Consider the following 21,677-nt stretch of genomic DNA (forward strand, 5'->3'; position numbering starts at 1 on the left):
CTATATAACATGGAAGTATAGAAAACCAGTCGTTTAATCCTTGAAAAACCTAGTACAAATGATTTTGTAAGATTTTATGAAATAAATTCTGATCCCGAAAATAATTTATATAATCCACACGGGGCTATGAGTTATGAAAACGCAAAAATTATATTTAGAAACATCTTGAAACATTGGGAGAAAGAAAAATTTGGTTTATGGAAAATATCTGAGTCTAAAAATCCGAATTTTGTAATTGGATTTGGAGGCATCTCATTTAGAAAATATGGGGAAGAAACTAAAATTAACCTTGGGTATCGATTGGACAAATATTACTGGGGAAACGGCTACGCAACAGAATTAGTTCAAAATGCTATAGACTATGCTTTTACAGAATTAGGCTTTAATGAAGTTTTTGCATTGGTAAGCCCGAGAAATATTGCTTCTATAAAAGTTCTTGAAAAATGTAATATGAAATTATTTAGTTCTTTAGCCGATGTACCTCAAGAAGAAAATAGTTGGGTCTATAAAATTTTCAAATCATATGAAAGTAATAAATTATAACACTAATTAAAATCAATAATATCTCAGGGCTTTGCCATACCGATAAAAAACTCATTACAGGCGATAGTCCTTTAGCAGCCGATAATTTTGGTAAAATGAGTGCCGAAGCCTTGCTATCAGAATAATTCCAACAGGATAATATAAAAAATACCTCTAAAAAACTAGAGGTATTTAACACTTATAAAGTTATTGAGGTAAAATCTCTAAACTTCCCACGAAGGTGCTACTACTACGCTTTCCTCGTGGGCTGTTATCATTATGAAAACTGCAAAAAACCTCTACCTTTTTCTCTTCCAAATCCACTACTTGGCTAATAGTAAGTCCATCTTGTTCAATCCAATTCACGAAATACAGATCGTCTCTCAGGCGTTTCATTACAATCTCTTCATCACCTTCAGAAATCTCACCATTATTTGATATCGTTTTCCAGTGCAAAGCCGTATCGGAAAGATAATTTACTTCTGCAGTAAAATCAGGGTAAGTGATTTTCAACTTTTTACCTACCAAATTATTGTTTGATGTGATTTCATTCATTGTAGTATCTTTTGGATGATCATTGCAAGACGATAGCGCTAAAACACTTGATAGTATGATACAATTTAAAATTCTTTTCATTTCTTATAAAGGTTAATCCCACGATTGGTTGTTAGACACCGCATATTTTCCAGCCCCCGTAAAAAACAACGCAACCGCACCCAATAAATACAGGGCTAATAGTTCATTAGCATAGCCCCCGTGTTCGCCGATAGAAAATAAATCTTGTGAATGGGCAACAGCAATAGCCACTACGCAATTGATAGCAAAAACAACACTTGCCAAGCGTGTACGCCAACCAATCAAAATCATAAGAGGTGCCACTACCTCACCAATATAAACCCCATAGCCCAATACACCGAGTTGATCTGTGATAAAAGAAATTCCATGCACTATTTTTGCCACCCCATGAAAGAGCATCAAACCGCCAATACTTATCCTCAAAATAAGTAATCCTAAATCCAATTGTTTTTGTAACATAAATCTTTATTTTTAATAATTTTTATGCTGCAAATATGCCAACTTTCCGAACGAAAAACATTGAACTAGTTCAAGAAATACCGAGGTTCTATTTTTTTAAGGTCAGTTTCCTTCTAATCTTACTCACAAATTCGGGACTTACCCCGAGGTATCCTGCCATTTGTATGTTCGTAATGCGTTGTGCTGTTTGAGGGTAAGTGTCTATAAAATCCAGATAGCGTTCATCTGCCGTTTTGCTAAGGTTCGCAATCATTCTTCGTTGCAAAGCCACATGCGTTTTCTGAGTCATTATTCTAAACAATTGCTCTACAAATGGAATATGTTGATACGCCCAATTTTTATCCTTGTAATTAATCACCCAAATTTCCCCCTCTTCCAAGGCTTGGATATACAACTGAGAAACTTGCTGATTGGTAAAACTATCAATATCAGAAATCCACCAATGCTCGGTTGCGAAGTACAGGATTTGCTCATTACCCCGAAGGTCTAAATGAAAAACCTTAAACAAACCTTTAGTTACAAAACCTTCAAAATCACAAACCTCACCATTCTTTAGCAAAAACTCTTTTTTAGCCACTTTTCTACGAGTAAAAAGTTGCACAAAGCGTTCTATATCATTAGGATTTGCCGAAACATTTTTTAAAATATAGGTCTCAAGTGCCGAAATCATAGGTCTAAAACTTCAAGTATTATCAAACAGATTATAATTTAGGCTAAAATAAATATAATTATCGGAATAATTCCCCCTTTCTTAACTAAATGTAAACCTACCTAATAAATCTTGAATTTGAAATTTTAAATTTTTTAATCTTTCAATCATTGAATTTTTTAATTTTAAATTCGGAATCCGAAATCTTAAATTTTTATTTGGGCGTGCCCCTCTGCCTTTTTTAAGGAAAAGGCAGAGCGTCGGGCTTTCGGCTATATCTTTTTTTCGGTCGTACCTCCCTCAAAAAAGGATGCCGCCTCTATCCCTCACGCGTAGCACCGGACAACATTCCTCTCTTACAAAAGAGAGGTGCTACGAAGTGGCGGGGTGTTTTTTGTTAGTTGGGAAAAGTTGAAAAGTAAGAAAGTTAATCATTTATAAAGTTAAAACTTCCTTTGATACGAAAAATTATTCATCAATAATAAAAACGATCACTCCGCACATAATGAACGAATACCATAAAAAGAGAAGTTTAGAAGCCCCAAAAGCGGTAAAGGAGATGCAAAAGAAACCTTTGTCGAGGGAGGAAGTATTTGAACAACAACGAAGGATACAAGAAGCTATCAATAAAAGCAATATCGAACGAATAGAGCGATATAGAAGAGGAGAAATTCCTAACTCATAAATAAATTTAAAAGATAATTCTTTGAGGTTGCTTGAAGTTTTAATATCTTTACCCCCGAAAATTTTTACAAAAAAAGCGTTAGCTTTTGGTCTGTTACCCTAAAATCTGGTAAATTTTAATTAGTAACACAGATACAAAAAGTTGATGCCTCGCCATATATAGGGCGTGGGTCATTACTTTATCTTGTGTTACAAGGCTTACCAGAGCCGTGGGTAGCAAGATTATAGTTAGTATCCACGCTTTTTTTTGTGAATTTTGAAAAAATGAGTATAAGCGTTAATTTTATTCTGCTACCCTAAATCTGGTAAATTTAAGTAGTAACACAGGATAAATTGACCTGAAGCGGCGGAGGAAAGTAATTGTATTGCTTCTACCTCTGCCGCGTGCATAGGTTCTATTTCCTCGTTTTAGAATAAAGTTTTGTTCCAACGCTTGATGTGGAATAAAGAACCACCTTGGAGCAAGGGTGGTGCTAACTTTGTATGGAAACGACCCAAGTAAAATCCCGCCAACGCGTGGCAGACCACGGCGAGGTATTTACCAACGAGCGAGAAGTAAACGCAATGCTCGATTTGGTAAAAGACCAGTGCCAACGCATTGAGGCTACTTTCTTAGAGCCCGCCTGTGGCGATGGCAATTTCCTCATAGAAATATTACGCCGAAAATTACAATTACTCCAAAGATACAAACGCCAAGCCGATGCCTACAACCAGCATTTGGTAGTGGCAGTAAGTAGCATCTACGGCGTAGAACTTTTGGAAGACAACGCCCAAGACTGCAGAGAACGCCTCTACCAAGAAATCCTAAAACATTACCCCAAAACTTTGCAAACGCTGCCACAATATACGGAGCTGATGAAATCCGTACAGTTCATTTTGCAGAAAAACATTATCTGTGGAAACGCCTTAGATTACACCAAGGCAGACGGCACCCCCATTATCTTTTATGAGTGGAAATTCATCAGTGCCACGCAAGTGAAAATCCGTTGTTTTGATTTTGAAGTAGTGGCAGAAGAAAGCAAACAACTCACACTCTTTGACGACTCTATGCAACAGCCTGCCTCCATTCCGCAGCACGACCAAGAGTTCCCTCCCATACATTATCTAAAACTACACACCTATGCAGATGAATAAAACCATAGATTACAACCCCGATGTACTCAATTGCTTGGCAAACCTAAGCAACGACGAGGTATTTACGCCCCCCGTAATTGCCAACAAAATGCTAGACACCCTACCGCCAGAACTCTTTAAAAGCAAAGACACCAAATTCCTTGACCCCTTTACCAAATCTGGCGTGTTTTTACGAGAAATTGCCAAACGCCTCATCACAGGCTTAGCCGATGAAATCCCAGACCTGAACCAACGCATACAGCACATTATGCAACACCAGCTCTATGGCATTGGCATCACTCAACTCACCGCACTCTTAGCTCGCCGAACCCTCTATTGTGCCAAGAAAACCAACGAGAAATACAGCATTGCCCAATTTTTTGAGCACCCAGAGGGCAACATACATTTTAGCCGTGTACAGCACACTTGGCAAAACGGCAGATGCACCCATTGCGGTGCCAGCCAAGCCCTCTACGACCGAGACGATGTTTTAGAAACCCACGCCTACCATTTTATTCATAATAAAAACCCTTTTCATAAGATGAAGTTTGATGTCATTATAGGAAACCCACCGTATCAGTTAAATGTTGGGGTTGAGAAAAAGAATTTTGCAATTGCCATTTATCATAAATTTATTTTACAAGCCATCAAAATGCAACCGCATTATTTATGTATGATTGTACCCAGCCGATGGTTTGCAGGCGGTAGAGGTTTAGATGATTTTAGAGAACAAATGCTCAAAGACCGCCGAATGAAAGAAATACACGATTACCCAAATGCTTCCGAAGTATTCCCAGGGGTTGAAATTAAAGGAGGCGTCAATTATTTTCTTTGGCAAAGCGATTATAAAGGCGATTGTTTAATTAAAACTTACGAAGAAGGCAAAGTAATTTCAGCAATGAAACGCCCCCTTTTAGAAAAAGGAGCAGATGTTTTTATTAGAGATAATAAAGCAATTAGTATATATCACAAAGTAAAGGCATATAATGAAGATAGTTTTAGCAAAGTAGTGAGTGTACAGACACCTTTTGGATTAGTGAGTTCCTTTAAAAGCTATAAAAAAGAACCTTTTCAGAATAGCATCAAATTATATGGCAACAAATTTATTGGCTATATAAAGGAGGAGCAAATACCTAATAACAAACATTGGGTAAAGGAGCATAAAGTGTATTTACCAAGTGCAATAGGATCAGGAGATGTTAGCAAAGACATATATAACCCAATTTTAGGAGAACCTAAATCAATATGCACACAAACCTATTTAGTAATAGGTCCTTTTGCTAATGAACAAAAATGCAAAAATGTAATCTCTTATATTAAAACCAAATTTTTTAGATTTATAGTTTCCTTAAAAAAAAATGCCCAACACTCTAATAGAGGTGTTTATGAGTTCGTACCCCAACAAGATTTTTCAAAACCTTGGACCGATGAAGAACTTTATAAAAAATATAACTTAACCCAAGATGAAATCAATTATATAGAAAGTATGGTAAGACCTATGGAGTAAAACTATAATAGAAAATTTTATGTTTTTGGAAGTGAAAAACTTATGGAGTATCTTTGTGGATATTAATTTTAAAAATAGAGATTTATGATAACTAAAGACAAATTTCATACAATTGATGAAGAAATAAAAAACAGTTTACAAGAAACATTGAATGGTGTAAAGAATAATTCATTACACAACTATATAATTTATTTAGCAAATGGAGAATATATCTCTGAATATAAAAATTCAAAAACAATAAAAAATCCATACGTTATTGATTATAGAATTGATTATTTCAAGGATTTTACTAGATTAGATTTTTTAATAAAATTTCTTGCATCTTATTATAACTTTCCTTCTGTTCAAACAGAAACAGATGATGATGTTTATAAAATTTCGCTAGAATTAATGATTTATTGTCATATATGGGAATCAAAGCCATTTTTGAAAAGACTTTATAGACTTGCTCACATTTCAAATAATGAAGAATATAACTGGGAAGTAAAAGTTCCAGATATGAGTAAACATACTTTTATAAGAAATGAAATTAAAGAAGTTTTTAAATTAAAAAATAATAATTTGGCTGGAATAATAGAAAAGGGATTTCATTCAACACTAAGAAATTCTTTTGCCCATTCCGAGTATCATATAGATACTATGAATAATAAAGGAAGGATTGTTTTAGGTAGTTATAGTGGAGGATTTCCAGGAGATATCAAAGAAATTTCTTTTGATGATTGGAGTGAAAGATTTGTGTATTCCTCATTATTATCCTATCACTTGTCAAAGATAATTCAAGAGCATAGAAATAATTTAGTTTCATCTCTTAAAACCGATAAGTTTATGATTAAATATCCAAATAAAGACGGTTCAATAAGTGATCGTTGGATACAATATAAGAAGGATGATGCATTTATTTTTTCTTAATTTTATACAACTAAACTATTACCACCCTATTTTTTAATTCCAACAAAAATTCCTTATCTTTAAACCGAACCACCCAAGTAGATATACAAAACCCCCAAGCAGATAACCAAACCTACCCAGCAGATACAGAAACCACCCGTGCAGATGAGCGTACTTACCACGCAGATACACACACTTACCGTGCAGATAACTAAAACTACTCAGCAGATATAGAAAACTACCAAGTAAAAACGCAAAACACCCAACAAAAATTCAAAAAATAAGTAGAAAAATTGTAAAATCCTTAAAAAATAAAAAATTATGAGCAAGTACATCAGCGAACAACAGCAGTTACAAAACATCGGTATTTTGTTTAACAACCTTAGCGAGGGCAGTCCCCTTGCCACCGAATTGGCAGAATACGGCTACACCACAGCAGAAATTGCCAAAGGAAAAGCCCTCTATACGCAGGCACAAGACCTTTACCAGACCAACATTCGTGAGGGGCAAGAGGAAACCCAAGCCTACGCCAATTTTAAGAAAGAATTAACGCTACTCAACGCCACTTATGCCACCGACCGAAAAAAAGCACGCATCATCTACAAAGAAAACCCAGAAGTGCTAACCAACCTCCGCCTCAAAGGAAAAACACCCTATGCAATGGCGACTTTGTTAGAGAACATCGGCGTGTTTTACAACACCCTAAAAACCAACGAAAGCCTACGCACCCCGCTGCAAAGACTTAAAATCACAGAAACCACCCTCGACGCTCAATTAGCTCAACTCAGCAAAACCGAAAAAGCCTATGCCGCCTATGCCCAAGAAAAAGGCGAAAATCAACAAGCTACCAAAGATAAAAACAAAGCCCTCAACGAGGTAGATAAATGGGTACGAGAATTTTACAGCATCGCTAAAATTGCCTTGGAAGACAAACCCCAACTTCTGGAAAGCCTTGCCAAATTCGTCAGAAGCTAAGCAATAATCTCACCCAAAAAAATGCAGTAACCAAAATCATAAAACGCATAAAAAATGAAATCCACATTATTCCCGCCACAAAAAATCCCCGTTATCTACGCCTATCGCGACAATCGCTACCCCTCGCTTTTAAAAGTAGGCTATACCACGCTTACTGCCAAAGAGCGAGTAGAACAGCAATATCCTATTCAGTTGCCCTCTCAGTCGTGGGAAATTGTTTTGGAAGAAGATGCCCTGCGAGAAGACGGTTCATTTTTTACCGATAAAGCCATTCACAAAAGGTTGAAAAATAAACACTTTCCCAACCCCAACGGCGAATGGTTTGAGTGTGCGGTAGAAGACATCAAAGCTGCCTTACTTGCCGAGCGAAAAGGCATCATCAACGAAGAACACCGCACCTGCGATTTTAAAATGCGTCCCGAACAAGCCAGAGCCGTACAAAAAACCGTGCAATATTTTCGCTCCTTTGAAACAGAAGAAAATATAACGCCTCACTTTCTGTGGAATGCCAAAATGCGTTTCGGAAAAACCTTTGCCGCCTACCAATTAGCCAAAGAAATGGGGTGGAAAAAGGTATTGATACTCACCTTTAAACCTGCGGTGCGTTCGGCGTGGCGAGAGGATTTGCAATCGCATATTGATTTTGAGGGCTGGCAATTCGTTTCTCAAGATGAACAGGATTTAAATTCCGATGCCATTGACCCAACAAAACCCTTTGTTTATTTTGCTTCCTTTCAAGATGTTTTAGGTAAAGACCAAAAAACGGGAGGTATCAAAATCAAAAACCGATGGATACACGATGAAGATTGGGATTGTGTGATTTTTGATGAATACCACTTCGGCGCTTGGCGCGATCGTTCCAAAGACCTTTTCGACAAAGATGAAGAAGCAAAAAATCAAAGAGAGCAGGAAATCGCTGAAATCAAAGCCATAGAAGAAGAAAACAACGACAAAGCAGAATACATTGATTATTTTGATGAAAAGCTCTTGCCCATTACCACCAAGCATTATTTATATCTCTCTGGAACGCCTTTTAGAGCCATTGGCACAGGCGAATTTATAGAAGAACAGATTTTCAACTGGACATATTCCGATGAGCAAAAAGCCAAACAAGACTGGGACGATGCCAAGGGCGAAAACCCTTATGCCTCTCTGCCTAGAATGGTGCTACTCACCTACAAAATGCCCGAAGAAATTGAACACATTGCCAGAAAAGGCGAGTTTAACGAGTTTGATTTAAACGCCTTTTTTGAAGCCAAAGGCGAAGGAGAAAATGCTCAATTTAAAAACAAAGACGAAGTACAAAAATGGATAGATTTCATTCGTGGGCAGTACTTTGTAGAAAATACTTTAAAACAAGGAGGAGACAAACCGCCGATGCCTTTTTCTGATGTCAATTTAATTCACAGCCTGCAACATACATTTTGGTTTTTACCCAATGTAGCCTCTTGTTTTGCTATGGCAAATCTGTTGAAGAAGAACACCTTTTTTAATGATTATAAAATTGTGGTAGCAGCCGGAACCCAAGCAGGCATAGGCGAGGAAGCACTACGCCCCGTGGAAGAGGCAATGACTAAAAATCCGTTCCATACCAAAACCATTACCCTCTCTTGCGGAAAACTCACCACAGGTGTTTCCGTAAAGCCTTGGACAGGTATTTTTATGCTAAGAAATTCCTCCAGCCCAGAGACTTATTTCCAAACCATTTTCCGTGTGCAAACCCCTTGGGTGCTTAAAAACCCTGATAAAGATGCCCCAAACCGCGAGCAAATCATCAAACACGAATGCTATGTTTTTGATTTTGCCCCCACCAGGGCATTGAACCAAGTGGCTACTTATAGCAATCAGCTCGACCCCGATACCGCCAAAAGCCCCGAAGAAAAAGTGAGAGATTTCATTCACTTTCTCCCCATTTTAGCCTATGATGGCAGTGCAATGGAAATCATTGATGCAGGAAAACTATTAGACATTGCCCACAGTGGCACCACCGCCACCCTACTGGCTCGCCGCTGGGAAAGTGCCTTGCTCGTGAATGTGGATAATGTTACCCTACAACGCCTGCAGAACAATCAAGAGGCGTATAATGCTTTGATGAGTATTGAAGGATTCCGCTCACTCAACAAAGGTGATATTGAAACGATTATCAACAAATCCGAAGCGGTAAAAAAAGCCAGAAAAGAAGCCTCGGAAGAAGAGAGGGAATTGACCAAACAGGAAAAGAAAGTATTGACAGATGCGGAGAAAGAGGCTAAATCTAAGCGTAAGCAAATTCAAGAAAACTTGATAAAATTTGCGACAAGGATACCTGTTTTTATGTATTTATCGTCTTACCGCGAGCAAACACTGCGCGATGTTATCCTCTATGTAGAAAGCGACTTGTTTAAAAAAGTAACAGGTTTGAGTGTAGAAGATTTTGAACTTTTAGAAAAAATAGGGGTGTTTAACGGTGCCTTAATGAACGATGCCGTGTTTAAATTCAAGCGTTATGAAGATTCCAGCTTAGGCTATACAGGCCTTGATAGGTATCAACCCGAAAGAATCGGCGGTTATAACACAACGATTAGCCAAGGGGAGTTTAATAAATAAAACAATAATTATGAAAGCACAGAATCAAAAAACACTTACTCCGAGCTTATTGATAGAAAAGCTAGACAAGATGCTTGTAGAGCTTGGCTTAGAACCAACAAAGGAAAAGAAACCAGAAACAGGCTTCAGTGTTACATTGAAGAGGGCATCAGAGCAAACGAGAGAGGAATTAGACAAAGAGAGGGAACAAGTATTGGAGACAATAAAACGAATGGCAATGGGGCATCTAAACTTGACGGAGGAACAAGCCAACGCATTCGTGAGCAATCCGTGGTAGATCTAAAAACAGAATTAAATGACAGAATTAAAGTTGATAAAAAAGTCCGTAGAGCCATTTAAGGCAAAAATAACTTTTGGAAGGCATAGAGGCTATACCGATAAGATTATTTCTAATGAAGAATTTATCCAAGAGGTACAGAATTATCAGGAAAAACTAATCAAAGGTAAAGGGGTATTTTTGTCAGTATCCATTTCTAATACGGTAATTGTATTGAGTGGTCAAAAGGAGCCTCATTTTGTATTAAATTTTATCAATTATCCTAAGTTTCCTTTGGACACCAAAACATTAAAAATAGAAATAGAACTCTTTATAGAGCATTTAATGGTGGTATTCAAACAAAATAGAGTTGTGATAGAATATTTAGATGAAACTATAATGTTGGAGTTTTCTGACGATATAGATCCAAAGATAAAAACCAATCCCCTGTAGATAAAGTTTTAAAGGTTGTACAAATCAGATAATAGTAATAAAATTGTTATCTATTGATAAAATTCAGGGAAAACAATTTGTAACTATTCTAAATTAATACTATTTTTGCAGTAGTATATGCTGCAAGTTAGCGTGAGGGATAGAGGTGGCATCCTTTTTTGAGGAGGAACGACAAAAAAAAGATATAGCCGAAAGCCCGACCCAAGCCGTAGTTGACGAAGGCGAAGGGGCACGCCCAAATTATATAAATATAAATTATCAACAATAAAAAAGTACAACCTAATGAAAAAGTATATCACACTATGTTTGGGATTAGGCTTCGGTCTATTATCTGCTCAAAATACACTTCTAGAAAAAGAGTTCTGGAAAAAACAACCCACACTATCAGAGGTACAAAGTGAAATTTCTAAAGGCAACAGCCCTACGGAAGCCAACGATGCAAGTTTTGATGTGGTTACTCAGGCTATCTTGGCTGATGCACCAATAGAAGTTATCACTTACCTAGTAAAACTATCAGGGAATGGGGTAAATAAACTCACCCACGACAGCCGTATCTATCTGCATTGGGCGGGATATAGAAAAAATATAAATCTTGCAAAATGGCTAATCAAAGAAGGGGCATCCGTTACACATAAAGATAGCTATGGTTATACGCCACTAAGTTTTGCCGCCATTACAGGAATGGATAATCCCGAGTATTACGACCTATTTTTTAGCCATGGGGTAAATATTAATGAAACTTATCAAGATGGGGCTAAAATTCACCAACTAGCCATCGCGAACGATACTCCAGACTTAAAACTGTTACAGTTTTTTGTTTTTAAGGGACTTAACCCTAAAGATAAAGATAATCTAGGACATACCTTAGCCGATTATGCTGCAAGAAGTCAAAATCCAGAATTGGTAAAAAAGTTAATTGACTCCGGTATCCCAACTACTGATGCCGCTTTATTATTCGCTACGAAGGGCAATAAAAAAGGGTTGGACGCAAAGCCAATTTTCGATTATTTGACAGAAACGCTAAACATCAGTCCCAATGTCGTAGATAAAGATGGGAATACTGTGTTACACCTCTTCCTTTCTGGTAGGCAAACAAATGATGAAATGGCAGCGTATTTCATTAATAAAGGTGTAAATGCAGAACAACCCAATTCTGAGGGAATTACTCCTCTAATGAAAGCCGTACAACGCAACAAAAAAGATTTAGTGGATTTGATTTTTTCTAAAGGCGTCCAAAACATAAATTCTACTACTAAAAAAGGACGCTCTACATTGTCTTACGCTTTTTCTAATGCTAACTTACCAATGGTAGGATTTTTGGTAAATAAAGGGGCTGATGTTAACATCATTGATGACAAAGGAAATAACCTAGCCTATTACGCTATTGATTCTTATAGTAGTAGAGATAAAGAAAGTATAGAGAAAATAGTAGCGAAATTAAACTTTCTAAAGAATGAAGGTGTGGATATTGCTAAGCCTCAAGCGGATGCCAATACCATGGCGCATTGGGCTGTAAAAAAAGGAAATGCTCAACTTTTAGAAGCGCTAAAACCTTTTGTAACGAATTGGAATGTCATCAATGCAGAGGGCTTAACACCACTACACCTTGCCGCTATGACGGCAAAAGATGGCACAACGATTGAAGCGTTACTCCAACTAGGTGCAGATAAAAACATCAAAACTTCTTTTGACGAAACCGCTTACGATTTGGCAAAGGATAACGAATTATTAAAAGACCACAAAGAAATTTTAAAAACATTAAAATAAAATGAAAATATTAAAACCATTAGCCATTGCAGGCACACTAATGTTGGGTGCCACAAGTTTTGCACAAACCTCTACTTACAAATGTATGCTACAACTGAAAAACTATAAGGGCGAAGGTTCCTATGTTGTCGTTTCTCTAGTAGATGCTAAAAATAACTACATCAAAACCCTTGCAGTAATGGGCGATGATGATGAATGGTACGATACTATCACAGAATGGCATAAATTCCAAAAGGAAAAAAAAGAGAAATTAGATGCCATTACAGGAGCATCGGTACCACCAGGCAGTAGAGCTTTAAAAGCCCTTAAAATTGATGATAAATACTTAAATAAAGGGTATAAAATCCGATTTGAAACTGCTGTGGAAGATGAACCTTATTACCCACAAGACATCGAAATTCCATTCAAAACCAATGAAGTGAGCAAAAAATATAATGGTAAAGGTTTCATTAGATTTGTAAAATTAAATAAAGTATAAATCTTTGATGCGTACCTCACTTTGGCGGTCAGTCCATTTGATATTGGCCGTATTGGTTTCAGCCTTTTTACTTATCGCCTCTGTAACAGGAGGCATTTTGGCGTTTAATAAAGTCGTAGAACAAACTTCTACACCTTATAAAATCAGCTCAACATCATTAGCCGAGCTGATTCCAAAAGTCCAATCCCATATTGCTGAAATTAGTGAATTAGAAGTAGAACATCATCAGCTTATCGTGAAAGGATTTGATGAAAATATGGAGGAAATCCACGCAGTAGTCAATCCAGAAAAGGGCGATTTGGTAGGTGAGCCCCAAAAAGAATCCGATTTTATAAAATCGGTAACTACACTACACCGTTCGTTATTTCTACACGAAACGGGTCGATTGATAGTCGGCGTAGTATCAGTATTGTTTTTACTATCTTTGGTTACAGGGTTTGTCTTACTCTACCGAAGACAAGGCAATCGTTTACTAAGCAATCCAGAATTGAATAAAAAAAGCGACTTCATCCATTTTTTAGGCGGTAAATGGTTTATGATTCCTCTATTGATTATCGCTATTACGGGAAGTATTCTATTTCTCTACCGATTAGATTTGCTTAAAGATAAAAACGAAAAAACTATCCCTCAAACTTCTAAAGCTACAAAACAATTATCCGTAGCGCAGTTTCCAATTTTTAAATCTACCACCATCAAAGAGATTAAGAAACTGACTTTCCCTATGTTTGAAGATGAAGAAGAGTTTTTTGAATTAACAACACACCGTGAAAAACTTAAAATCAACCAATTTACTGGTGAAGTCGTATCAAAACAACCATTTTCTTCATTAAAAATATTAGAATCTTTAAATAAAGACCTTCATACGGGCGATATTAATGGAGCATGGGCACTGGTTCTAATGCTTTCAGCAATTATGATTCCTTTACTTATAGGCTCTGGTATTTTTCTTTGGTGGAATAGAAGACCGAAAAAAATAAAAAATAAACACAAACCAGAAGAAGCAGAATATATCATTTTAGTAGGCTCTGAAAGTGGCAGCACTTGGCAGTTTGCACAAAAGATTTTTCAACAAATACTTAATACAAAAGCCACTTGCTACATTGGAACACTTAATGAATATCAGCAATTTAATAAGGCAACTCATTTGCTTATCTTTGCTTCGACCTATGGTGAAGGTGAAGCCCCTTCTAATGCCGATAAAGCAATAGAATTAATTTCAAAAATACCTCAACAGCAAACTATCCAGTATAGTATTCTGGGATTTGGGTCTAAACTATATCCTGATTTTTGTGCCTTTGCAGAACAGCTGGAACAAGCCTTATCTCGAGAGAATTGGGCAACCCCTATCCTACCCTTATACACTGTAAATGACCGTTCGTTAGAAGACATTAGCCATTGGGCTAAGGCATGGAATGAAGTATCCGCGTTAACTTTTATGACCAGCCCCACTTATTATACTTTTGATATTCCTAACCTCAACCGTTTTCAGGTCATAGAGCAGTCGGCACTCGATGAAGACAATCAAATCTTTTCTTTAGTGCTAAAGCCATTATCTAAACTTCAATTTCAGTCGGGGGATATTTTAGCTATCTACCCAGAACAAAATCATAAAGAACGCTTATACTCTATCGGCAAAGTAGATCAGCATATTCATTTATTGATAAAACTTCATGAAAACGGCTTAGGATCTCAATATTTAAAACAACTGACAAAAGGACAAAAAATAAAGGCTCGCATTGTAGAAAATCCTAGTTTCCATTTTCCTCAACACGCCTCTGAAGTTTTAATGATTGCCAACGGCACTGGTGTAGCTCCATTTTTAGGAATGATGCGGCGGAACACGCCTCACATTAAAAAGACACTTTGGGCTGGATTTAGATATGATACGGCTAGAACTCAAGACATTACCAAACAAGCCCACGCCTTAAAACTTAAAAATCAATTAGAAGATTATAAAATAGTATATTCTAAAGGTGAACAACCGATGTATGTTACCCATTGGGTTCAACAGCAATCTCATAACATTGCAACATTATTACAGTCCAATGGTGTATTGATGCTTTGTGGCTCACTCGCCATGCAGAAAGGTGTGGAACAAGCCTTAGAGCAAATTTGCAAAGCATATCAATTAAAACCTTTGAGCTATTATAAACACCAGCATCAAATTTTAACCGATTGTTACTAAGATGAAGACGACCTTTATTACCCTTGCGATTATGATTTCTATTATGGCTAATGCTCAGGTGGCAAGGCATAGAGCCGTAACGCTAATGGGCAGTAGGTTTGATATTACCCTTGTAGACAAAGATAGCCTTACTGCGGAACAGCATATTGATTTAGCTATCGCCGAGATAGAGCGCATAGAAAATGAAATTTCAGAATGGCGTTCCCATACACAGATTTCAAAAGTTAATCAGCAAGCGGGCATCCAACCCGTAAAAGTGACGCCAGAGGTTTTTAAATTAACCCAAAGAGGGCTTTATTTTTCAAAATTGACGCATGGAGCATTCGATATCAGCACGGCTGCTATGGATAAAATTTGGCGATTTGATGGCAGTATGACAGAAATGCCTAGCCCAAAACAGGTTAAAAATTCAGTCGCTAAAGTGGATTATCGTAATATTATCCTCAATCCTTATCAGCAAACCATTTTCCTTAAACATAAAGGGATGAAAATAGGTTTTGGTTCTATTGGCAAAGGCTATGCCGCAGAACGAGCAAAAGCACGGATGCAACAATTAGGTGTAGTTGCAGGCATCATCAATGCATCTGGGGATATGGCAGTATGGGGGCTTTCTACCAAAGGGAAGCCTTGGCGTATTGGCATTACCAACCCATTCGACCTTACAGAACCCGTAGAAGTGGTATCGTTATATAACGAAGCGATTGTTACCTCAGGCAGCTATGAAAAATATGTGATGCTCGAGGGTAAGCGCTATGCTCATATCATCAACCCCAAAACTGGGTATCCATCGTCTGGATTGGTCAGCGTAACTATTAAAGGACCTGATGCCGAGTTCGCCAATGGACTAAGCACCTCGATTATGGTACTCGGATTAAAAAAAGGAAAACAATTAATGAAACAATTTCCAAATTACCAATACTATATCATCACAGATGAGGGTAAAGTTGTGAAGTCTGAAAAGTTTTAGTCTGTATGATTTTAATAATCCAAAATGATTAAAACATTTTGCAGTATTAAAAAAAAGTAATATATTTGCACACCAATTAAACAAGCCCAGATGGCGGAATTGGTAGACGCGTTGGTCTCAAACACCAATGCCGCAAGGCGTGCCGGTTCGATCCCGGCTCTGGGTACTACTTTTAAAGCGTAATTTGTTGACTTAAAACATTTTACGCTTTTTTATTATCCCATTTTGCCGACAAGTTGCCGATTTTTGCCAATGAAATGAAAATCCCTAACTTTTTGCTTGACCTCTGATGAGGTTATTTTTTTGCCCTTGGGGTATTTTATTATGCTACACATATCATAAGACCATTAAAAAACCTCATCTTTTATTTTGATGAGGCTTATAAACGATATAATATTTTTGAGCGTTGAAGTTTCCAGTTATAAAAAAATCCCTATTTATCCGTATAAACATTTTGATGCCATCCTGATAATCTTGTGGATTTTTATAGACAATTTTGCCATTTTCATTCTTTAAAATCTCGCCTTCTCTTTGTAGTACATCTATAGCAGCTCCGTAATATTCATAGGCTTTTCTTCTAGCTTCTAGAATATTTTCATCATTAAAGATTTTACCAGAGAGGTATCTTAAGCCTGCTTTGTTTGTAAGAATTTGCGTTTTCACTATATAGCTTATAAGTGGTAATTGTTTCATCATCATTTTTTTTAAATAATATTCATAACTTCTTTAAAATCTTCATCTAAAGGGATTTCTACTACATCTTCTAAACTTGTACACTCGTTCGCTTCTACAATCCCATCAAGGTTTCGATAAAACAATAATCCTTTTGGGTGGTATAAAAATGGTTCATCACAATCATCTCTTAGTTTTCTATTAAGTTCAAAAAGGGCATAAGACTTAGATTGAAATAAAATCGATTTTTTTCTTTTCACTTTTACTTTTACATTGTAAGTCTGTATTAACCTTTGCAATGCCAATTTTGCGTTATGAACATATTTTTCTAAAATGAAAATATAATTACTTTCAATACCGGTATTCATCATCGATAGAAACTGCTTCTCTAATTCAAAAAAGTTCTGTTCCTTTAAAATAGTTTTATTGTAGAAATTTTTAGAGTAAAACAATTCTGAGTTCAGTCTTTTTTCATATTCAAAGTTAAACGAATATTGAGGTAGAAAATCACTTCGCTTAAAAAAGATATCTAAATCTTTTTGCTTATTTGCTAACTCAAAACGCCTTTGATCCAATTTATTATTCAACTGATTACTAAAGGCGATTAAACCCATGATTTCATCATCATTTAGACATAGACTTAATTGTATAGCGCCTAATGATTTCAAAATCTCAACTGCTTTTTTACCGCTTTGCTGAGCGGTGATGAATTGAAGTACAAAATCTTCAGAATAGCGGTATTCAATTTTACATTGTAAGAGTTTGGGAAAGTTCAATACGCCATCATTATTGATATAAGGTTTTCTATTTAGATGATTTACCCTTTCTAACTGTGCAGACTCATCAACAAATTCCGAAACCCAAATACTGCCAACCTCAACGCTTTTGATAATAACTTCTGAAAAGTATTTCAAAGCATTATTTTTGCTTTCTTCAATATTATTTCCAGAAAATACTTTGCTTTTTAAGCCAATAAATCTCTCTAAAAGAACTGGCACTTCAACTTTGAATTGTATATTTTGCATATTTCATTAATTTAATAGTGCAAAAATAACCCCGTAGACTGCCAAAAATAGGCAGTATTAAAATTTTATTGAAAAATTTTAGATAGCCTAATTGAAATCAACACATTAGCACATCGAAAAATATTTCTCTATCTTTGCAGAGATTAAAATATAATTATAATATGCCAAATACAGTCATTATAGGTTCGGGATGCTATATTCCTAGCAAAATCATTAAAGGTTCTGAATTTAAAGATGCCATTTTTTTTGATGATAATAGGAAACACATTGATAAACCTAATGAAGAAATCATCAAAAAATTTGTAGAAATCACTGAAATTGAAGAAAGAAGATATGTAGAAGATACCCAATATAATTCTGATATTGGTTTAATTGCAGCTCAGGAAGCTATTGAGGATGCAGGGATAGATGCAGAAACTTTGGATTATATCATTTACGCCAGTAATTATGGCGAAGTAGGGAATGATGGTGTATCGGACTTTATGCCTAGTATGTCGGCAAGGTTAAAGCACAAACTCGGGATTAAAAATCGCAGTTGTATCAATTATGATATGATATTTGGTTGTCCTGGTTGGGTAGAAGGTTTAATTTTAGCTGATACTTTGATTAAAGCAGGAAAAGCACAACATATTTTAGTGGTAGGTAGTGAAACTTTGAGCAAAGTCACCGACCCTTTCGACAGAAATAAAATGATTTTTGCCGATGGTGCTGGTGCTGTGGTAGTAAAAGCGTCCGACGAAAATGCTGGATTGTTAGAGAGCAATACACTTTGCTTTAATAACGAAGAAATCTGCTATCTAGAAAATGGATCTTCACTTAATCCAGACTATCGACAGAGTAAAAATTATATCCGAATGAAGGGGCGTAAAATTTATGAATTTGCCCTAAGATATGTTCCAGATGCGATCAAAGCTACGATTGACAAAGCAGGTTTGGATATTTCGGATATTGATAAAATTCTAATCCACCAAGCGAATGCGAAGATGGATCATGCTATGATTTCTCGTTTATTTAGGCTTTATGGCATAAAGAATTACGACGAAGCTATTGCACCTATGACGGTTCAAAAACTAGGCAATTCCTCAGTAGCCACCATCCCAACTATGTTTAATTTAATTAAAAAAGGACAATTGGAAGGACACTCTTTTAAAGAAGGAGGCTATATCATCTTTGCTTCCGTAGGGGCAGGCATGAATATTAATGCAGTGGTGTATAAAAATAGATAATTTCGTAAAAATAATAAATCAGTTAATGGCATCTCTGGTATAGAGATGCTTTTTTATCAAAAAATATTTTTTCAATGATTAAAGAACAATTTGGAATGGCAATCCTATGCCTTTTTGTTGGAGTAGGATTTGTCTTTGGACAAAATAGAGAAAAGCAAAAGAAAGATACCGTAGTAATTTACAAAAAGGATGAAAAGCAAATAGTTGATAAAAAGCATGAACAGAAAGAATTTGTTCTCTATAATAAACTACTTAAAAATGCCATTACCAAAAAAGGATTACTTACGATACACGAAGTAAAAGATGCTTTATATTTCGAAATTCCAAATGAAATATTAGGCAAAGATTTATTAATTGTAAATAAAATTTCTTCTGTACCCTCACCAATCAATAATGCGGGGATAAATAAAGGAATGAATTATGAGAATAAAATCATTAGATTTTATAAAGATTCTAAAAATAAAAAAGTATGGGTAAAAACATTTGATCCTCAAATTGAAGTCAATCCTAAAGACAACATCTATTCTTCCGTAAGAGATAATTATGGGGAGTCCATAGTTCAAGGTTTTGAAATAAAATCTTATGGTACAGATTCTACTGCTGTAATACAAGTGAATAATGTTTTTGATGGTAATGCAAAAAGTTTCAATAATTTATTTGATAATATTGGAATGGGCAGTAGTATCAAAACCAAAGATTCTTACATAGAAACAACTAAGGCATTTCCAAAAAATATTATTATAAAATCTATACTTACCACTCAAATTTCGGAGGGTAAAACTTCATCAGAAAAAGCAGATTTAACCGTAGGGACTACTACAAATATTGTGCTGCTGCCAGAACCAATGGTGGGGAGATTTTCCGATGATAGAGTGGGGTATTTTACAACACCTAAGCTCTATTATAATGATCAGCAACAAAAAGTTGAGCAAAAAGAATTGATTACACGATGGAGACTAGAGCCTAAACCTGAAGATGTAGAGCGGTATTTAAGAGGAGAGTTGGTAGAGCCTCAAAAACCTATTGTGTATTATATAGACCCTGCTACGCCTAAACAGTGGCAGCAAGCAATAATAGATGGCGTCTACGATTGGAATCAGGCTTTTGAGAAGGCTGGGTTTAAAAATGTTATAAGTGCTAGGCTTCCAGATCCAAATGATAAAGAATTTGATGCAGATGATGTAAGATACTCCGTTATTACCTATGCGGCATCAGCTATGGCGAATGCTATGGGGCCTTCGGTAGTAGATCCTAGAACAGGAGAAATTTTAGAATCCGATATTATTTGGTGGCATAATGTAATGACACTGCTTCAATCTTGGATGCGTGTTCAAACGGGAATTATAGATCCGCAAGTGCGAGGAAATATCTTTCCAGATGTTAAAATGGCACATGCGATTCGTTTTGTGTCATCGCATGAAGTAGGGCATACCTTTGGGCTTAAGCATAATATGGGTGCTTCACATGCTTTTAGTGTAGAGCAGTTAAGGTCACCAGAATTTACTTCAAAAATGGGAGGTACAGCACCTTCTATTATGGATTATGCTCGGTTTAATTATGTAGCTCAAGAAGGAGATGGTGTAAAACAAATTACACCCAAAATTGGCATTTATGACGAATATGCGATTAATTGGGGATACCGATGGACTGGAGCAAAGACGCCACAAGAAGAGGTATATAAAACTAGACAATGGATAGAAAAACATCAAGGTGACCCACTCTATTTCTATGGAAAACAACAATCTGAAATTATAGACCCCCGCTCTCAAGCAGAAGATTTAGGAGATAATGCAATGAAGGCTGGAGAATATGGTATAATCAACTTAAAAAAGACCATACCCCATTTGATAGAATGGAGTACTAAAAATGGAGATAATTATGACGAAGCCAAATCCTTCTACAACCAGGTGATTAATCAATGGTATGTATATAATAATCATGTTTTGGCTAATATTGGAGGGATATACCTTACACCAACGGTAAAAGGTGATCGTTTGGATACCTACCAACCTGTGCCTTATGAAATACAAAAAGAAGCATTAGAATTCATTAAAAAAAATATATTAACTTTACCTAAGTGGTTGTTTATTAATCCAGAACTAAGTAAAATACGACCTGCTAAAACAACACCAAAAGGATTAGTAGATCAATCGCCTTACAATGTATTTAGAGAAAAACAAGCGGCAATTCTTTATGGATTAATCAATGACAAAAAATTATTAAGACTTCTAGAGTTTGAATTTTCGAAATCAGAAAAAGATTCACCTAAGTTGATGACTGTGGTAGAACTATTTCAAGAACTGAGAACCTTTATATTTAAGAAAACTATAGCTAAACAGTCTTTAGATATAGCAGAGCGTATGACACAGAAAAATTATATTGATGCATTAATAATTGATACACAGCAATTATACGATAAAACTGAAAGCACTATATTTGGAAAAATGCCGATGATTTGTGATTATGCAGAACACAACACTAGCGAACATAATTTTAATGATAATCAGTTAGACCTTTATTTTGAAGGAATGAAACGCTTATCAGAAGTAGGTTCAGCAAAACGAGCAGAATTAGTAAAAGTAAGAAAAATTATATCTAAATCGCTCAACAGTGGTGATGAGGCTACTAAAAATCATTATCAAGATATGTTGATCAGGATTGATAAGGCATTGAAAACAGACTAACGAAA

At 36.1% G+C, this 21,677-nt stretch carries 20 protein-coding genes and 1 tRNA gene; 16 read left to right on the forward strand and 5 right to left on the reverse strand.

Annotation, left to right across the window (positions count from 1 at the left end):
- Nucleotides 1-36: 36 nt before the first annotated feature.
- Entirely contained in the window at nucleotides 37-543 is a 507-nt protein-coding gene (locus C237_RS0111955) for a GNAT family N-acetyltransferase (protein WP_026315680.1), read from the forward strand.
- A 186-nt stretch (nucleotides 544-729) separates the two neighbouring features.
- On the opposite strand, the gene C237_RS0111960 is transcribed toward C237_RS0111955, so the two are convergent.
- From C237_RS0111960 to C237_RS0111970, 3 genes are all read right to left on the reverse strand, one after another.
- Nucleotides 730-1,077: a MoaF-related domain-containing protein gene (locus tag C237_RS0111960; RefSeq protein WP_245539729.1), complete on the reverse strand. Its 348-nt coding sequence runs from the start codon at nucleotides 1,075-1,077 to the stop codon at nucleotides 730-732.
- A 93-nt stretch (nucleotides 1,078-1,170) separates the two neighbouring features.
- On the reverse strand, nucleotides 1,171-1,557 hold the full coding sequence (locus tag C237_RS0111965; protein ID WP_018676699.1) for a DoxX family protein: 387 nt from the start codon (nucleotides 1,555-1,557) through the stop codon (nucleotides 1,171-1,173).
- Nucleotides 1,558-1,645: 88 nt separating this feature from the next.
- The gene (locus C237_RS0111970) at nucleotides 1,646-2,227 is read right to left on the reverse strand and encodes a Crp/Fnr family transcriptional regulator (RefSeq protein ID WP_018676700.1); all 582 of its coding nucleotides are present in this window, start codon (nucleotides 2,225-2,227) and stop codon (nucleotides 1,646-1,648) included.
- A gap of 484 nt (nucleotides 2,228-2,711) precedes the next feature.
- On the opposite strand from C237_RS0111970, the gene C237_RS0111975 reads away from it, so the two are divergent.
- From C237_RS0111975 to C237_RS0112040, 13 genes are all read left to right on the forward strand, one after another.
- Nucleotides 2,712-2,891: a hypothetical protein gene (locus C237_RS0111975; protein ID WP_018676701.1), complete on the forward strand. Its 180-nt coding sequence runs from the start codon at nucleotides 2,712-2,714 to the stop codon at nucleotides 2,889-2,891.
- 482 nt (nucleotides 2,892-3,373) lie between these two features.
- Nucleotides 3,374-4,024: a DNA methyltransferase gene (locus tag C237_RS0111980; protein WP_018676702.1), complete on the forward strand. Its 651-nt coding sequence runs from the start codon at nucleotides 3,374-3,376 to the stop codon at nucleotides 4,022-4,024.
- Nucleotides 4,017-5,510, forward strand: a complete 1,494-nt coding sequence (locus tag C237_RS0111985) for an Eco57I restriction-modification methylase domain-containing protein (RefSeq protein WP_018676703.1) — start codon at nucleotides 4,017-4,019, stop codon at nucleotides 5,508-5,510. Before C237_RS0111980 ends, C237_RS0111985 begins: the two co-directional genes overlap by 8 nt.
- Nucleotides 5,511-5,594: 84 nt before the next feature.
- Complete coding sequence (locus C237_RS0111990) at nucleotides 5,595-6,419, forward strand: hypothetical protein (protein WP_018676704.1); 825 nt, start codon at nucleotides 5,595-5,597, stop codon at nucleotides 6,417-6,419.
- 300 nt (nucleotides 6,420-6,719) lie between these two features.
- The gene (locus C237_RS0111995; protein WP_018676705.1) at nucleotides 6,720-7,373 is read left to right on the forward strand and encodes a PQLLE family protein; all 654 of its coding nucleotides are present in this window, start codon (nucleotides 6,720-6,722) and stop codon (nucleotides 7,371-7,373) included.
- A gap of 54 nt (nucleotides 7,374-7,427) precedes the next feature.
- The gene (locus C237_RS0112000; protein WP_018676706.1) at nucleotides 7,428-9,959 is read left to right on the forward strand and encodes a GIY-YIG nuclease family protein; all 2,532 of its coding nucleotides are present in this window, start codon (nucleotides 7,428-7,430) and stop codon (nucleotides 9,957-9,959) included.
- A 70-nt stretch (nucleotides 9,960-10,029) separates the two neighbouring features.
- Nucleotides 10,030-10,236, forward strand: a complete 207-nt coding sequence (locus tag C237_RS0112005; RefSeq protein ID WP_156809758.1) for a hypothetical protein — start codon at nucleotides 10,030-10,032, stop codon at nucleotides 10,234-10,236.
- An 18-nt stretch (nucleotides 10,237-10,254) separates the two neighbouring features.
- A complete protein-coding gene (locus C237_RS0112010; protein WP_018676708.1) occupies nucleotides 10,255-10,668 on the forward strand; it encodes a hypothetical protein in 414 nt (137 codons plus the stop codon).
- Between the two features lie 282 nt (nucleotides 10,669-10,950).
- Complete coding sequence (locus C237_RS0112020) at nucleotides 10,951-12,435, forward strand: ankyrin repeat domain-containing protein (RefSeq protein WP_018676709.1); 1,485 nt, start codon at nucleotides 10,951-10,953, stop codon at nucleotides 12,433-12,435.
- Nucleotide 12,436: 1 nt separating this feature from the next.
- Nucleotides 12,437-12,913 carry a DUF2271 domain-containing protein gene (locus C237_RS0112025; protein ID WP_018676710.1) on the forward strand — a complete coding sequence of 159 codons (477 nt, stop codon included), beginning with the start codon at nucleotides 12,437-12,439 and terminating at the stop codon, nucleotides 12,911-12,913.
- 7 nt (nucleotides 12,914-12,920) lie between these two features.
- Complete coding sequence (locus C237_RS0112030) at nucleotides 12,921-15,098, forward strand: PepSY domain-containing protein (RefSeq protein ID WP_018676711.1); 2,178 nt, start codon at nucleotides 12,921-12,923, stop codon at nucleotides 15,096-15,098.
- A 1-nt stretch (nucleotide 15,099) separates the two neighbouring features.
- The gene (locus C237_RS0112035) at nucleotides 15,100-16,065 is read left to right on the forward strand and encodes an FAD:protein FMN transferase (protein WP_026315682.1); all 966 of its coding nucleotides are present in this window, start codon (nucleotides 15,100-15,102) and stop codon (nucleotides 16,063-16,065) included.
- A gap of 84 nt (nucleotides 16,066-16,149) precedes the next feature.
- Nucleotides 16,150-16,231, forward strand: a tRNA-Leu gene (locus C237_RS0112040).
- Nucleotides 16,232-16,422: 191 nt separating this feature from the next.
- Here the strand turns inward: C237_RS0112040 and C237_RS0112045 are convergent.
- Together C237_RS0112045 and C237_RS0112050 are read right to left on the reverse strand one after the other, a co-directional pair.
- Nucleotides 16,423-16,758 (reverse strand): hypothetical protein, encoded by a 336-nt coding sequence (locus C237_RS0112045; RefSeq protein ID WP_156809759.1) that lies wholly within the window; start codon nucleotides 16,756-16,758, stop codon nucleotides 16,423-16,425.
- A gap of 11 nt (nucleotides 16,759-16,769) precedes the next feature.
- Entirely contained in the window at nucleotides 16,770-17,762 is a 993-nt protein-coding gene (locus C237_RS0112050) for a hypothetical protein (protein ID WP_018676714.1), read from the reverse strand.
- A gap of 161 nt (nucleotides 17,763-17,923) precedes the next feature.
- Between C237_RS0112050 and C237_RS0112055 the strand changes: the two genes are divergently transcribed.
- A complete protein-coding gene (locus C237_RS0112055) occupies nucleotides 17,924-18,988 on the forward strand; it encodes a 3-oxoacyl-ACP synthase III family protein (RefSeq protein WP_018676715.1) in 1,065 nt (354 codons plus the stop codon).
- Between the two features lie 74 nt (nucleotides 18,989-19,062).
- Nucleotides 19,063-21,672, forward strand: coding sequence for a zinc-dependent metalloprotease (locus tag C237_RS0112060; RefSeq protein WP_018676716.1), 2,610 nt, complete (start codon nucleotides 19,063-19,065; stop codon nucleotides 21,670-21,672).
- Nucleotides 21,673-21,677 lie beyond the last annotated feature (5 nt).

Origin of the sequence: Riemerella columbina DSM 16469 (assembly GCF_000374405.1) — a bacterium.
Taxonomy (GTDB): Bacteria; Bacteroidota; Bacteroidia; order Flavobacteriales; family Weeksellaceae; genus Riemerella; species Riemerella columbina.

What these genes read in the sequence shown, in the direction of transcription:
- C237_RS0111960 (WP_245539729.1), bottom strand. Translation starts at nt 1,077, where the DNA reads ATGAATGAAATCACATCAAACAATAATTTGGTAGGTAAAAAGTTGAAA.
- C237_RS0111965 (WP_018676699.1), bottom strand. Translation starts at nt 1,557, where the DNA reads ATGTTACAAAAACAATTGGATTTAGGATTACTTATTTTGAGGATAAGT.
- C237_RS0111970 (WP_018676700.1), bottom strand. Translation starts at nt 2,227, where the DNA reads ATGATTTCGGCACTTGAGACCTATATTTTAAAAAATGTTTCGGCAAAT.
- C237_RS0111975 (WP_018676701.1), top strand. Translation starts at nt 2,712, where the DNA reads ATGAACGAATACCATAAAAAGAGAAGTTTAGAAGCCCCAAAAGCGGTA.
- C237_RS0111980 (WP_018676702.1), top strand. Translation starts at nt 3,374, where the DNA reads ATGGAAACGACCCAAGTAAAATCCCGCCAACGCGTGGCAGACCACGGC.
- C237_RS0111985 (WP_018676703.1), top strand. Translation starts at nt 4,017, where the DNA reads ATGAATAAAACCATAGATTACAACCCCGATGTACTCAATTGCTTGGCA.
- C237_RS0111990 (WP_018676704.1), top strand. Translation starts at nt 5,595, where the DNA reads ATGATAACTAAAGACAAATTTCATACAATTGATGAAGAAATAAAAAAC.
- C237_RS0111995 (WP_018676705.1), top strand. Translation starts at nt 6,720, where the DNA reads ATGAGCAAGTACATCAGCGAACAACAGCAGTTACAAAACATCGGTATT.
- C237_RS0112000 (WP_018676706.1), top strand. Translation starts at nt 7,428, where the DNA reads ATGAAATCCACATTATTCCCGCCACAAAAAATCCCCGTTATCTACGCC.
- C237_RS0112005 (WP_156809758.1), top strand. Translation starts at nt 10,030, where the DNA reads ATGCTTGTAGAGCTTGGCTTAGAACCAACAAAGGAAAAGAAACCAGAA.
- C237_RS0112010 (WP_018676708.1), top strand. Translation starts at nt 10,255, where the DNA reads ATGACAGAATTAAAGTTGATAAAAAAGTCCGTAGAGCCATTTAAGGCA.
- C237_RS0112020 (WP_018676709.1), top strand. Translation starts at nt 10,951, where the DNA reads ATGAAAAAGTATATCACACTATGTTTGGGATTAGGCTTCGGTCTATTA.
- C237_RS0112025 (WP_018676710.1), top strand. Translation starts at nt 12,437, where the DNA reads ATGAAAATATTAAAACCATTAGCCATTGCAGGCACACTAATGTTGGGT.
- C237_RS0112030 (WP_018676711.1), top strand. Translation starts at nt 12,921, where the DNA reads ATGCGTACCTCACTTTGGCGGTCAGTCCATTTGATATTGGCCGTATTG.
- C237_RS0112035 (WP_026315682.1), top strand. Translation starts at nt 15,100, where the DNA reads ATGAAGACGACCTTTATTACCCTTGCGATTATGATTTCTATTATGGCT.
- C237_RS0112045 (WP_156809759.1), bottom strand. Translation starts at nt 16,758, where the DNA reads ATGAAACAATTACCACTTATAAGCTATATAGTGAAAACGCAAATTCTT.
- C237_RS0112050 (WP_018676714.1), bottom strand. Translation starts at nt 17,762, where the DNA reads ATGCAAAATATACAATTCAAAGTTGAAGTGCCAGTTCTTTTAGAGAGA.
- C237_RS0112055 (WP_018676715.1), top strand. Translation starts at nt 17,924, where the DNA reads ATGCCAAATACAGTCATTATAGGTTCGGGATGCTATATTCCTAGCAAA.
- C237_RS0112060 (WP_018676716.1), top strand. Translation starts at nt 19,063, where the DNA reads ATGATTAAAGAACAATTTGGAATGGCAATCCTATGCCTTTTTGTTGGA.